Annotated in this window: 12 protein-coding genes; 5 read left to right on the top strand and 7 right to left on the bottom strand. The window is 37.7% G+C overall.

Annotated features, from left to right (window positions below; translation table 11 throughout):
- Positions 1-226 precede the first annotated feature (226 nt).
- On the bottom strand, positions 227-1,093 hold the full coding sequence (locus GQR45_RS00165; protein WP_010554282.1) for a hypothetical protein: 867 nt from the start codon (positions 1,091-1,093) through the stop codon (positions 227-229).
- A gap of 253 nt (positions 1,094-1,346) precedes the next feature.
- Between GQR45_RS00165 and GQR45_RS00160 the strand changes: the two genes are divergently transcribed.
- On the top strand, positions 1,347-2,366 hold the full coding sequence (locus GQR45_RS00160; protein ID WP_010554283.1) for a WYL domain-containing protein: 1,020 nt from the start codon (positions 1,347-1,349) through the stop codon (positions 2,364-2,366).
- 518 nt (positions 2,367-2,884) lie between these two features.
- Here GQR45_RS00160 and GQR45_RS00155 read toward each other — a convergent pair.
- Complete coding sequence (locus tag GQR45_RS00155) at positions 2,885-3,964, bottom strand: mechanosensitive ion channel family protein (RefSeq protein ID WP_010554284.1); 1,080 nt, start codon at positions 3,962-3,964, stop codon at positions 2,885-2,887.
- A gap of 117 nt (positions 3,965-4,081) precedes the next feature.
- On the opposite strand from GQR45_RS00155, the gene GQR45_RS00150 reads away from it, so the two are divergent.
- Positions 4,082-5,035, top strand: a complete 954-nt coding sequence (locus GQR45_RS00150; RefSeq protein WP_007582878.1) for a YihY/virulence factor BrkB family protein — start codon at positions 4,082-4,084, stop codon at positions 5,033-5,035.
- A gap of 3 nt (positions 5,036-5,038) precedes the next feature.
- On the opposite strand, the gene GQR45_RS00145 is transcribed toward GQR45_RS00150, so the two are convergent.
- Together GQR45_RS00145 and GQR45_RS00140 are read right to left on the bottom strand one after the other, a co-directional pair.
- Positions 5,039-5,926, bottom strand: coding sequence for a LysR family transcriptional regulator (locus GQR45_RS00145; RefSeq protein ID WP_165724746.1), 888 nt, complete (start codon positions 5,924-5,926; stop codon positions 5,039-5,041).
- Positions 5,927-6,015: 89 nt separating this feature from the next.
- Positions 6,016-9,120, bottom strand: a complete 3,105-nt coding sequence (locus tag GQR45_RS00140) for an EAL domain-containing protein (protein ID WP_165724745.1) — start codon at positions 9,118-9,120, stop codon at positions 6,016-6,018.
- Positions 9,121-9,321: 201 nt separating this feature from the next.
- On the opposite strand from GQR45_RS00140, the gene GQR45_RS00135 reads away from it, so the two are divergent.
- Positions 9,322-10,164 carry a pirin family protein gene (locus GQR45_RS00135; protein WP_165724744.1) on the top strand — a complete coding sequence of 281 codons (843 nt, stop codon included), beginning with the start codon at positions 9,322-9,324 and terminating at the stop codon, positions 10,162-10,164.
- Between the two features lie 21 nt (positions 10,165-10,185).
- Positions 10,186-11,160, top strand: a complete 975-nt coding sequence (locus tag GQR45_RS00130) for a glutathione S-transferase family protein (protein ID WP_165724743.1) — start codon at positions 10,186-10,188, stop codon at positions 11,158-11,160.
- Between the two features lie 3 nt (positions 11,161-11,163).
- Here the strand turns inward: GQR45_RS00130 and GQR45_RS00125 are convergent, their stop codons facing one another.
- Genes GQR45_RS00125 through GQR45_RS00115 form a run of 3 tightly spaced genes read right to left on the bottom strand, consistent with a single transcriptional unit; the run spans position 11,164 to position 12,208 of the window.
- Positions 11,164-11,406, bottom strand: a complete 243-nt coding sequence (locus GQR45_RS00125; RefSeq protein WP_165724742.1) for a hypothetical protein — start codon at positions 11,404-11,406, stop codon at positions 11,164-11,166.
- Between the two features lie 10 nt (positions 11,407-11,416).
- Positions 11,417-11,863: a hypothetical protein gene (locus tag GQR45_RS00120; protein WP_024590208.1), complete on the bottom strand. Its 447-nt coding sequence runs from the start codon at positions 11,861-11,863 to the stop codon at positions 11,417-11,419.
- 6 nt (positions 11,864-11,869) lie between these two features.
- The gene (locus GQR45_RS00115) at positions 11,870-12,208 is read right to left on the bottom strand and encodes a hypothetical protein (RefSeq protein WP_010554292.1); all 339 of its coding nucleotides are present in this window, start codon (positions 12,206-12,208) and stop codon (positions 11,870-11,872) included.
- Positions 12,209-12,704: 496 nt separating this feature from the next.
- On the opposite strand from GQR45_RS00115, the gene mraZ reads away from it, so the two are divergent.
- Positions 12,705-13,163, top strand: coding sequence for a division/cell wall cluster transcriptional repressor MraZ (gene mraZ / locus GQR45_RS00110; RefSeq protein WP_007582904.1), 459 nt, complete (start codon positions 12,705-12,707; stop codon positions 13,161-13,163).
- The last annotated feature ends 25 nt before the right edge of the window (positions 13,164-13,188 follow it).

Genomic DNA, 13,188 nt, shown 5'->3' with positions numbered 1-13,188 from the left:
ATTAAATATTTCATTGTCTCATTCATTTTTCGACTAACTACTCCTTCCTCTATAGTTAAGCGTTTTTTGATCAAAAAAAGGCCTACATCTAGTAGGCCATGATGAAAAAGTTTCTCACACTTTTTCTTCTGCTCCCTCACGGAAACAACACATGTTCATAATATAAAATACTTGCGACAGAATAAGTCGCAATGTTGTTTATATTAAATATTGGTCATTCAGTTACTCAACTTAGTAGGTTTAAGGAACCCACCCATGCATTATTTGAATCAGGCTTTCTGAGAGCGAAAACGAATAACTCTACGGAGCCTCCATTAATTAACATATTAGCAGTTGCTACAAATTGCTCGACATCGTGAGGCTCTGAAATAAGCGTGTCGTCATCTACAGACGCTTGCAAACCTAACTTAATATCAAAGTCTCGACGGTCTAAATTCAAGTAAACAATTGACTCATCTTGATGTTGCGCACGCAGTTTTTTAATTTCTATGGGGTGATCATCCTCACTTAACTCTTTTAAAAGAAAGTTGATTTGGTAGTCATTGATTTTGATCTGCCAGCCAAGGTCTGTTTTAATTGCTTTATTCTTTAACAAATCTTGTTCAAGGTCGTATTCGTCAATAGCTGATGGTTTATTTTCATGATAAAAATCCAATAAGTGTTGAGATAGCTTTTTACTTAATTGATATGCTTTTTTATCGATTAATGTATGGGTCAAACAATTTAAAGACTGCCATTTTCTCTGAGTCAAAGTATCAAATAACTCAGTAGCCACTTTTTCTGTAGGAAATTCGGCATAATCTTTGTGATTTTCATGCCCTTCGTACTGAACGGCAAATAACTCTTCATCGCTGTTGTTAACCTTCAAAATATCATCAACATAAATCCAGTGCGGCTTAGAGTGTTTATCGGTAACACCATTATTTGCTACTTTATAAGCTAATATCATTTGCTTAATTTTTATAGAATCGTTGGTATTTATTGGAACGATGTATTTTATTTTTTGACTAGGGGGGATTGATAATTCATCACTTTCAAATGAGCGGTACAACGTACTATTTTCATAGCTTCTAATGTGAAAGTCTGCTTTCATTAAGTTTCCTTGCTAAGTGTTTATTAAATGCTAGAGAAGCTTGGGGGCTTAAAAACATGGTTACGGGGCTTTTAAATAACTTCTAGATCATCGTTATCGCACGCAGATTAACCCAAAGCATTCTGCTATAAAAGTTCTTTTATATATAAAAAGAGTGAAATTCCCTATCTACAACCATAGGCTAACCTGCTGTTATCATTTAATTTATGATAATATATCTATAATTTTAAGTTATAATAAGAGCTCAAAGTTGATGCCAACGGCTAAAGGAAAGACTCTCCCTCGCATTATTAATATGATGCAACTTATCCCTATTACTCCTAGGTGGACAACAGCCAAAATTTTACAATTAGGCCTTGAAAATAGAGGTTTTACAGTCACAAAACGAACTGTAGAGCGAGACTTAGTGGAAGTAGCAGACTTATTTGGGCTAGTAAGTTCAGACTCGCCTGACGGGTACAAATGGTCTTATTCTAGAAAACGTTCTGATATTTTCTTACCTTCTATTTCTGCTGAGGAAGCTTTATCACTTCAGCTAGTCGAGCAACACCTTGAAGACTACTTTCCTAAAGAGGTATTTTCTCAGCTTAATGCAATTTTTAAAAAATCAAAAGATACGCTTGTGAGATCTAAATCATTGCACTCTTGGCCTTCGAAAATTGCGAACTTGCCACATGTTTTGGCTTTTAAACCATTAAATATTAATACTGAAATTAAATCCCTAATAACTCAAGGAATACTGGAGCAACGTAAATTAGAAATAACTTACGGGAACTCGGATTCTATTCACCTTATTTCACCAATAGGGATGGTGGTAAGAGACACTAAGTTGGTTCTTATTTGCTACTTTTATGATTATGAAGAACCTAGGCATCTTCTTTTTCATCGGGTTAATAGCGCCAAGCTGTTAAATGAAACGTTCGATACTGACTTTGATACTTCAAAATACATTCAAACAGGTGCAGTGGGTATATTGGTAAATGCAGAGCTAATTGATGTGAAACTCACAGTAAAAGGGTATGCCAAAGAGCTATTCCAAGAATCAGTCATTAATGTTAGCCAGAAAGTTAGTGACGAAAAGGCTTTTGCTAATTCGATTACTCAAGATGATTGGATCGATATTTCTATTCAGTTGCCTCATACCTTGGAATTAGAGAACTGGCTTATGGGTTTATCAGACCAGATTATTGTAAAGGCACCAAAGCAGCTAAAATCCAGAGTTATTAGGCGTATGATAAAATCATTGGGTCAGTATGGAGTTGAGGTCAAATAATAGCCATTTGTACTATCTTAGCGCTTTGAGCATTATAATTTCATCAGTGACTTCGAGTTACTTAGCAATCATTGTCGGTCAGTAACTCGAAACCCTCCCTGTAGGAAATTTGAACTTTCAAAATAAAAAAAAGACGCGACCTATTTTGTCGCTTTCTCCCATTACCTTATTAATTCGAGATAATTAAGGTAATGAGAGAAAGCGATGTCTTGTATTTGTGAAGCTAAAAATTTAGAAACATTTTTGAAAGTAAAAACCAGAAGATTGTCCATTCTGGTGTTTTTAATAATTATTACTAGCTGGTTTTCAAGTTACGCCCAAAACAAAAAGATAGTAGAACTTGAAGCTACAGTGCAAAAGTTGAGTAGTTCAGTCGAAGCGGTCAAAAGTAAAAATAGCTAAGTTACGCTTAACCACGTAGCCAGGCTGTAAAGCATGCAACTCATACTTCGAAATTACTAAAGTGCGTGTTTTAAAGGCACTAATGTATAAATACATATTAGTGCGACGTAAAGAAATTAAATAATATTTTTCCCTTGTTCTGGGTCGCGAGATTGCTCTGCTTGTTCACGTATTTCGTCGGTATCACTGCTTACATCATCAAGCGTTTTAGTTTGCTCAACAGTTTCACTTTTTTCGCTTTGTATTTGCGATGGTTGTTTTTCCTCTAAGCTAGAAGCACTTTCATTAGGGTCGGTGAGTATAATTCTCTCTCGTGCGTCATCAGGCATGCTGATGTTTTGTTTTGTGAACTCATTGACTAATTCGCGCATAAGCTGCGAGGCTACTTTTAATGGACTGTGCTGCTCGCTATTAACCCAAAAATATAAAACGAAGTTAATAGTAGATGAGCCTAAATTTTTTATTAAAACCTGTGCCGGCGGGTCGCTAAGCACCGCGTTTTGTTGATTGGCAATATCGAGGGCGAGGGTTTGTGCGCTGCGTATATCGTTATCGTAGCCTATACCAATTTCTACTTTGCCGCGCATTTTTGGATTGGCAGTTAGGTTTTTAATGGTATTTTTATATACAGTCGCATTAGGTATTTGAATATGATTGCCATCGTAATCAACAAGTGTGGTTGCTCTTGCGGTTACTTTTTTAACAATACCTAATCGGCCATCCACTTCAATTACATCGTCAATTTTAAAAGGTCTTTGTACGCTCAGTAATAAACTGGCAATAAAGTTCTCTGCTATGTCTCTAAAAGCAAAGCCGAGTATTAAACCTATTAACCCAGTCCCACTCATAATAGCAACAGCAAACTGAGTAAGCCCTGCTAAACGTAAAAATAAATATACCCCAAATAAAATTATTAGGGTGCTTATGCTGCGCCTTATGACTAAGTGAACAAGCTTGCTGTCAGTCATATAGTCAATGGGTTTGATTAGTAATCTAGAAAGTGGTCCTGAAATTAAGTAACTGAGTACTAAAAGCATTATGCCGAGTAAAAGAGTGGGTAATATTTGCGCTGTTACGTGAAGTAATTGCACGCCTTGCTCATAAAAGAAATTCCACGAAAGTGTATCAACTTTGATCACGTCAGTTATTGGTGTTGTATTATTTAGCGCTACACTGCTTTTTAGGGTACCGAGCATGGCTTATCTTCCGTGTTAGAGTCATTTATAGATAAATATTAGCAAGTTTGGTACCAAACGCTTATAACTTGGCAAATATTTTGCTGTAGTAATGTAATACAAATATTGAGGTTTAGAATGAAAGAAGCTAAACGAGGACAGCAAGCAGAGCAGCCTGCACATATCCCTTTTATAGGTTGGTGGGATATTGTTAAACGTATTTTTAAGCAAATGAGTGAAGATAACTTATCTATAGTGGCAGCCGGTGTGGCATTTTATGCGTTACTTGCTATTTTTCCAGCCATTGCGGCGATGGTATCAGTGTATGCGTACTTTTCATCCCCAACAGATATAAGTGAGCACTTAAGTAAAATAGTTACTTTGCTTCCACCAAGCACCAGTGAACTGATTTTATCTCAGGTTTCTAGCCTTGCTAAAACATCAAGTGCAAGCTTGAGCTTAAGTGCAATTGGTACGCTCATACTTACTATTTGGAGTAGTTCAAAGGGCAGCCAAGCACTTATTACTGCATGTAATATTAGTTATCGTGAATATGAAAAACGCTCATTTTTTCAGGCTCAACTAGTGCGCTTTTTATTTTCGGTAGGAGCGATTGTAGTCGCAATTTTTGCGCTATTAATTATTGGTATTTTACCTATTGTACTTAATTTAGTGGGACTAAAAGAAAGTATAGATTTATTAATTAAACTCATTTCTTGGCCATTATTGGCTTTTACCTTTAATTTTGCATTGGTACTTTTATATCGTTATGCCCCACATCGTAAACCTGCTAAATGGCGTTGGATCACAATGGGGTCGTCTATTGCTACCGTGCTGTGGATTTTAGCATCTATAGGTTTTTCATTTTATGTGTCGCGTTTTTCTAGTTACAACGAAACGTATGGCTCACTAGGTGGTGTAGTGATCATGCTGATGTGGTTGTATATCAGCGCTTATATAATCACATTAGGTGCTGTAATTAATGCAGCTACTGAGCAGCAAACAGGTAAAGATAGCACTGTAGGGCCGGCTAAAGAGCGTGGGCAGCGAGGCGCCTATGTAGCAGATCACCTCGATGTAAAAAATGAATAGCTATTAATTAGCTAAATTAGTAAGTGCAGTAATTTGCTCTTTAAATTCTTGTGCTGCAGGACCAAGCCTATCGTTGTCGTTGCACATTAAATATAAATTAAGAGTGCGGGTTGTACCTTGGTCTAAATTAAGTGCAATGAGGGTTTGATCTTCAATTAAGTGTGCAATTTGTGTTTTTGGCAGCCAAGCGTAACCTAAATTTTGACTAACCATATCAATAGAGTTACGTAAGTGGCTTACTGTCCAGCGCATATCTGCACCTAGCCAGCCTTCATTGTGACTGGTGTGGGTTGCTGAATCGCGCACTACTATCTGCCGGTGTAGCTTTAAATCACGAAAGTTGAGTTGTTCAGTATGCTGGTGTAATACATGGTCTTTATGCGCAACCGCTATAAACTCTATATCGCATAACGTACTGCAACTAATTCCATAGATAGGAATTGACGAAATAGCTAAATCAACCACTGAGTTATGCAGTAATTCGTTTGCACCTGTTAGCACGCTTTCTACTAAATCAATTTTTAAAAGAGGGTAAAGCTCACTCGTTTTAGCAAGTGCTTGATATAAAATAGCGTGTGGTAAAACCTCATCAACAGCTATTTTTAATGTGCTTTCCACGCCTTCGCTTAGTGTACTTGCTACCGATTCTATTTTAGTCGCTTCCTCAATTAAAAACTCGGCTCTGCGTAAAATCAGCTTACCGCTATCGGTTAAAAATGCTTTACGGCCTTTTACTTCAAGCAACTTAATTTGCAAGGCGGCTTCAAGTTTTTGCACAGCATGGTGTACGGTTGACTGACTTTTATGTACAGCTGCGCTTGCGCCTGCAAACCCGCCATGATCCACAACCGCTTTAAACATTCGCCATTGCTCTAATGTTGCTTTTGCCATTTTTAAATCCTGTTACTACTTTATATCTGATTGCTTAACTTGACCGCGCAGACGCATTATTTATTGCGTAACAGTGATTTTTTGTCTATTTATTTTAACAAAGCTACTTTTTTATCAGCTAGAAGTGCCATAAAACTGCTTTTATTTAAAGGTCTTGAAAATAAATAACCTTGACCGTAATCGCATCCTGCTTCAAGTAGTAGCTGCATTTGTAATTTAGTTTCAATTCCTTCGGCGATTACTTTTAAGCCCAACTGATGCGCCATAACAATGATGGCTTCACACAATGCAAGTTCTTGGCTGCCTACTTGAATATTATCAACAAAACGTTTATCTATTTTTAAATAGTCGGTGTCCATTTCTTGTAAGTAAGCGAGCGACGAATACCCGGTACCAAAGTCATCAAGAGCAAGCTGCATACCTGATTTTACTATTTCTTTTAGGCGTCTTTGCGTAAGTGCTTCAGGGTTAACCATTAAGCCTTCAGTTATTTCTGCGACAATTGACGAAGCAGGCAGCTTTGCTGCTTTTAGCATATCGTACCATTCATCTATGCCACTCTCTGGCGTGGATAATTGCACTGGCGATACGTTTACACTTATTTGAAAAGTATCATCGGTTAGTGTTTTTATATCGTTAAGTGTTTGCAAAGCTTGGGCAAATACAAATTGACCAATTGCATTTATTTGCCTGGTTTCTTCAGCAAGTGGGATAAATGCGATAGGGCTAATTAGGCCTTTTTCGGGATGTTGCCAACGAATAAGCGCTTCAGCTTTATGAATATGTAAATCATTTAAAGCAACTATAGGCTGATAAAATAACTCAAACTGTTCAAGTTCTATAGCACTTCGTAAGTCTTTTAATAGCACCATGCGCGCGTGTGCATATTCGCGCATGTCTGCAGAGAAAAACTCAAAACAGTTACGACCATTACTTTTTGCTTTATACATAGCCTGATCGGCTGCCTTTAAAAGCTGTTCAGTATTTTCACCATCATTAGGAGCGCAAGCAATGCCTATGCTTGCACTAATAAATAACTCTTCGTTTTCAAGATGCAAAGCTGACGATAGACTAAGTAAAATATTACTCGCAATTTGATTAATATGGCGCGTACTTTTAATGTGACTAAATACAATAACAAACTCATCTCCCCCAATTCGTGCCACAAACTCAGCGTTTTTTGCCGACTGGACTATACGCTGAGATACGAGTTTTAATAAGTTATCGCCATAGTGATGGCCTAATGTGTCATTAATATCTTTAAAGTGATCAATATCTAAAAGCATGACAACCAATTGATTATCTGGAGTAATAACATTTGAAAATCGTTGATTTAATCGCTCCTTTAATTCTAAACGATTTGGTAAGTCAGTTAGGTGATCAAAATGAGCTTGTCGCCAAATGGTTTCATCAGCTTGTTTTTTTTCTGTGAGGTCTGTGAATATCGCGATACGACGAATAGGTGCGTTGTTTGTATCATAAATAGTATCGATTGTGAGCCACTCAGAGTAAAGCTGCCCGTTCTTTTTACGGTTAATAACCTCGCCTTGCCAGCGGCCTGTTTGCTGTAATTCAGACCACATTTTATTGTAAAAATTCTTATCATGTTTTCCTGATGAAAGAATTGAAGAGGACCGGCCAATAACTTCTTCTTTACTATATAAAGTCGTTTTACAAAACGCAGGATTTACATCAAATATAATGCCCGTTGGATCGGTGATTGCCATGCCTTCACTACTGTTGTTATATACTAGTGAGGCAAGGTGGAGTGCTTCTTCATTTACTTTTCGTTGTGTTATATCTCGTAGCACAACAACGTATTCATTTTTACTTTGCATTGCGCTAATACGTGCTTCAAAGCTGCGTTTAGGATCTGATTTTTCGAGTGTGAATTCTAAATTGCTCGAAACATCAAGTTTAGATAACTGCGATAACAAAAGCTGAGCATTGCTGTGTGAAAGTATTGATGATAAATGAGGTACTGCAATGCTGTTTGGGTTTACTCGAGGCTTAAATTGCCCTGTTATGTTGAGAATGTCGCCATGGATATTAATTCTAACGTAGCTATCGGGCAGAGTATTAAGCAAGCTAGTAAGCTCATCATGCTTGTTTTTTAAATTAGCCTCAGCTGTTAACCGAGTTTGCGCCATTGATTTAAAACGCTGATAGAGAGTATTTAGCTCTGGATTATTGGGTTGTATTTTTTGTGCGGGCATCTCGCCCTTAGCCAATACGTTTGTTGCATTTGTTAGATTATTAATTGGGTCAATAATGCTGGTTTTAAGTAGTTTACGTGCAATTAAAGACAGTATCAGCAGCGATAAAATAAACACACCAATCGCTATAAAAAAATTATTATTTATTTGCTTTAAAGCATGTGTGACAGGAAGTGCGATATGTATATTTAAGCTGTTATTACTCGGATCGCTGTAAATAATAGAGTGGTGAAGCATTCGGGCTTCACCTTCAATAGATTTTATTTTTGTTGATGCCTCATTATCAATCGAAGAATCAGTTGCTAATAAAGTCTGTGCAATATTATCGCCAAGCGCGGCCGTTGTAGGAGGATAACGCGCTAAAATTTTTCCGTTAGAATCAGCAATTGCAGCAATAGAGCCTGGCGGAAGTTCAATGTCATTAAAAGCATTGTTCCACCAGTCAAGCGCAACAACGATAACTACAACGCCCTGAATTACATTTTTTTTATTAATAATAGGTAACGCAAAATTAAGGGTGTTTTTTTGCAGACTTCGGTCGTGCTGAAAATAACCGACCGACAATTGGTTACTTTTTAAGGCGTTTTGGAAATACGCCCGATCGGCAATATTAATTGTTTTGGCTAACCCGCTTGTTGTACATATAACAATGCCATTTGGATCTATAATCCCGATATTGGCAACATGTGCGTAAATAGATCTAAATTGATTAAAATAATTAGGGCAGGTCGTTGCTAGATTTTCTTTCTTACTTTCCTCTTTAGCCAAATAACGCGCTAAACGGTCAATATCATCGACTAAGTGCTTTTGCTGTAAAATTAATTGCTTAGCAATATTTTCTACTTTTTTTTCGCTTTGCTCAATAGAGTGATCGCGTTCAAGCAGCAGTGTAAAAATAATTACAGCGGTGCCCGGAATACTTAGCAAGATAAGTAAACGATAAAGCTGATGTTTGAGAGAATAAGTAAAAATAACCATTCCTTAGTTTTGTATTTTGCAATAACAATTGTAGCCAAATTCACTCCAAATAACCATAGTAATTATAAGGTTGAAAATGTAATCAATGAATCATTATAGTTCTATTTTTTGGAATGTTAAGGTCGATTTAAAGACATAGTTGTTTTGTTTAATGAATGATTTAATAACCTCATCAACTTATTCTTTAGAGTGAATTAATAAATGAAAATATCAAAAATACTTACAGCTTATGCAACTCAAGATGGCGATGGCGTGAGCATTAGCCGTATACCTGGGTTTGATGGTAAATATTTAGATCCCTTTTTAATGATTGATGAACTCAAGTCAGACGACAAAAAAGATTATATGGGAGGCTTTCCCGAGCATCCGCACCGAGGTATTGAAACGTTTACTTATATTCTAAAAGGTGGCTTTGAGCATCGTGACCAAATGGGTAACAGAGAAGCAATTAAAGCAGGTGATGTGCAATGGATGAGTACAGGGCGCGGCGTCATGCACAGTGAAATGCCACTCGCGGATGCTGTAGATGGACTGCATGGCTTTCAAATTTGGATCAACATGCCAAGCGCAGAAAAAATGCGTGATTCACGTTATCAAGATACGACTAAAAACCCAGCTCCGAGTTTTACAAATACGCAAGGTGTGACGTTAAAAGCACTTGCGGGATCGTGGCAGTTTGAAAGTGAAACGCTTACAAGCGCTCTGCAAAGTTTAGCTGCCAATGCGGCGCTCGCTGATATTACATTACCCGCTGGTAAAAGCATGAGTTTAGAGCCTCTTAGCCAACAAAAAGTAATGCTTTATATTCATAGCGGCTCACTAATAATGAGCGACAATCAAACAATACCAGCGGGCAAGTTACTTATTCTAGAACCAGACAGTGACATTAATATTAGCTCTGAACAAGGCGCTGGTGTTTTGGTTTTAGCAGGCGATCCACTTAATCAACCGATTGCTCATATGGGGCCGTTTGTAATGACGACTCAAGCTGAAGTACAACAAGCAGTGCGTGATTATCAAAACGGTGAGTTTGGCAAAATTTAACGGTATTTTTAGGAGAGTTTTATGGGATTATTAGTTAACGGTCAATGGCAAGATAAATGGTACGACACAGATTCAAGTAACGGTAAGTTTGAACGCGAAACGGCGCAGTTACGTCACTGGATAACTGCAGATGGTAGCGCTGGAATAACGGGCGAGGCCGGTTTTAAAGCTCAAGCGAACAGGTATCATTTATATGTGTCACTTGCGTGTCCTTGGGCGCATCGAACGCTTATATTTAGAGCATTAAAAGGGTTACAAGACTTAATTACGGTGTCGGTTGTTAGTCCTGATATGCTTAATAGTGGTTGGGCTTTTGATACGCAAAACCACAGTACTGGTGATGCTTTATTTGATAGTAACTACTTACATCAAGTTTATACAAAAAATAATCCAAAGTACTCCGGGCGAGTAACCGTTCCCGTATTGTGGGATAAAAAGCTGAATAAAATTGTCAGTAATGAGTCTGCCGATATTATACGTATGTTCAATAGTGCGTTTAATGAGTTAACAGGTAATAACGATGACTACTACCCTGAGGCACTGCAACCAAAAATTGACGAATTAAATGCACTGATTTATCCAAATATAAATAATGGTGTTTATCGTACGGGGTTCGCAACAACTCAGGATGCGTATGAAGAGGCATTTAATGATGCATTTAAAGCACTCGATACAGTAGAGGAGATACTGAGCAAACAGCGGTATTTAACAGGGGATAACCTCACAGAGGCAGATTGGCGATTATTCACCACTCTCATTCGGTTTGATAGTGTGTACGTTGGTCATTTTAAATGTAATTTACGCACAATTGAAAGCTATCCTGCACTGAGCGGATACCTTAGAGAGCTATATCAGGTTAAGGGAGTAGCAGAGACAGTTGATTTTTATCATATTAAGCGTCATTACTACTTTAGTCAGACAATGATCAACCCAACACAAGTTGTGCCAAGTGGTCCAAGTATTGATTACTTATCTGATCACGGTAGAAATGTTTAGCGTTTAAGCAAACAGCCTAACAAGCCAGCCGTATTTTCTTACCAAGCTGGTTTCGCCTTTCCCTGTTTGTACAGCTGCGCCGGCTAAAAAGGCACTTGTTAGTCCCACTTTAGTTGCGGCAAAACGCTCTAGTCTATATTGAAACGCTGCATGATGTTGGCGTTTTAACTCATTGCGCGTATCCATTTGCTTACTCAGAGCATCAACGTTTTCATTAGGTGCTTTAATTAAGTAGTTAACCAACATATTAATTTCCTTATAAGTTAAACAGTTGTTTTAAGCTTTTAAGTGTTTTACTAAAGCCAATTTTATTGCTTAGGTAAACCGTATTTTTCCAAAGCCATGCTAAACAAGCAACTTGCAGCAAAGTAGCTGTTGCAATACTTAGCCATACTGACCCAAAAAGATCATATACACCGTATCCAACAGCACCTAGAAATCCTGCCCACAACAAAACCAAACCACTGGCAAAACAGCCTAAAAATATAGTGATCAATGCAAGCGATCTAAGCGATAACCGCCATTCAGCTTTAGCAAGCTGATGGGTGATCTTTCCTTGAGTTTGGTAATCATCCTTGAGCTGCTTAGAGTACTCTAAAAGCTTTGCAATATGATCTTGCCAATCGTCCTTTTGGCTCTGCTGCTCAGTTGTTTGGTTTTGCGCTTCACCATCCTTGGCTGCGCTTGTTTGTGGGTTATTCATCACTGATTACTTACGACGAAATAGTGATGTAATCAGCATACCCGCAGCAAAAGCAATACCCGCGGTTGCTAATGGATTTTCAGAAGCAAATGCACGGGTTTTAGCTGTACATTCACTTAACTTTTCGCGTGCAATAAGTTGTTTTTCGCTTAGTGCTTCTGCTGAACTCGAAGCGCCTTTACGAACACTGCTTTCAGCTGTTGCTGCTTTGCTAGAAAGTGCATCTACCGCATCGTGCGCTGCTGATGTTGCTTTCTCTGTAAGAGGTGATTCAGTATTTGTTAGTTTAACGTCAGGCTTAACATCTGAAGTTGTGTTTGGTTTCGTATTTGTTGCAGTAGCCATAATCAATCCTTAATAAGTTAAAAATTTAAATAGTGATTTAGATGATGCAATGATTAAACCAAAACTGTTGTTTATTTTAAGTTGTTGAGTTTATTGGTTTTTATTGTTTATATATAACTTTTCATATTTGGTAATTTAAAGTAAACAGTAACTATTACTACACGGTTAGGTAAATTTTACAAAGGGAGTAAAAATGCTTAAAAAGTTGTAAATATTCATTGGTTATTCAGTAAGCAAAGCGTGTAAACAGAAAGTTATAAAAAACAGAATAGATATTTTTTTCATCACAATCCTACTTTTTCCCACGTAATTCAAACGCTTCGCTTGAGCCCTTATTTTTTCTAGCTTTGGGACTTACTAAAGCTGGTCAGCTTACTTGACAAAATGGCTTGTCAAGCCCTAAACTGGAGCACTGTGGTAAAAAGTGGTTTTTAGTGGATCACACTGGATAAAAATAAACAAAAGTTGAATAAAACAATTTTAAAGTAGGTTTTTTATGTTTCGTGGCGCGAGTTCACTGAGTTTGGATGATAAGGGGCGTTTTGCGGTACCGACTAAGTACCGAGAATCTCTATTGTCTGAAGATCAGGGAACGGTTATTTGTACCGTCGCATTAAATGAGCCGTGTTTATGGTTGTATCCGCTGGCTGAGTGGCTAGAAATAGAAAGCCGTTTAGCTAAAATCTCCAATATGAACCCACGAGCCCGTCGAATGCAGCGTATGTTGCTCGGGAATGCTACAGAATATCAACTTGATAAAAATGGTCGAATTTTGCTTGCGCCGTCACTGAGGGCTCATGCATCACTTGGCAAAAAAATCATGCTAGTTGGTTTGATGAATAAATTTGAAATTTGGGATGAGGCGCGTTGGCACGAGCAAATGCAGCAAGATACTGAGCTTGAAAGGCTTGGCGATTTTGAACCTAACCAAGATTTAGATAATTTTACACTCTAACAGCACAAAAAAAGGCAAATAATAG

The sequence above is a fragment of the Pseudoalteromonas sp. SA25 genome, assembly GCF_011378705.1.
GTDB classification, from domain to species: Bacteria; Pseudomonadota; Gammaproteobacteria; order Enterobacterales; family Alteromonadaceae; genus Pseudoalteromonas; species Pseudoalteromonas arctica.
The sequence above is the reverse complement of the archived record's forward strand: the minus strand, read 5'-3'. Positions and strand labels throughout refer to the sequence as shown.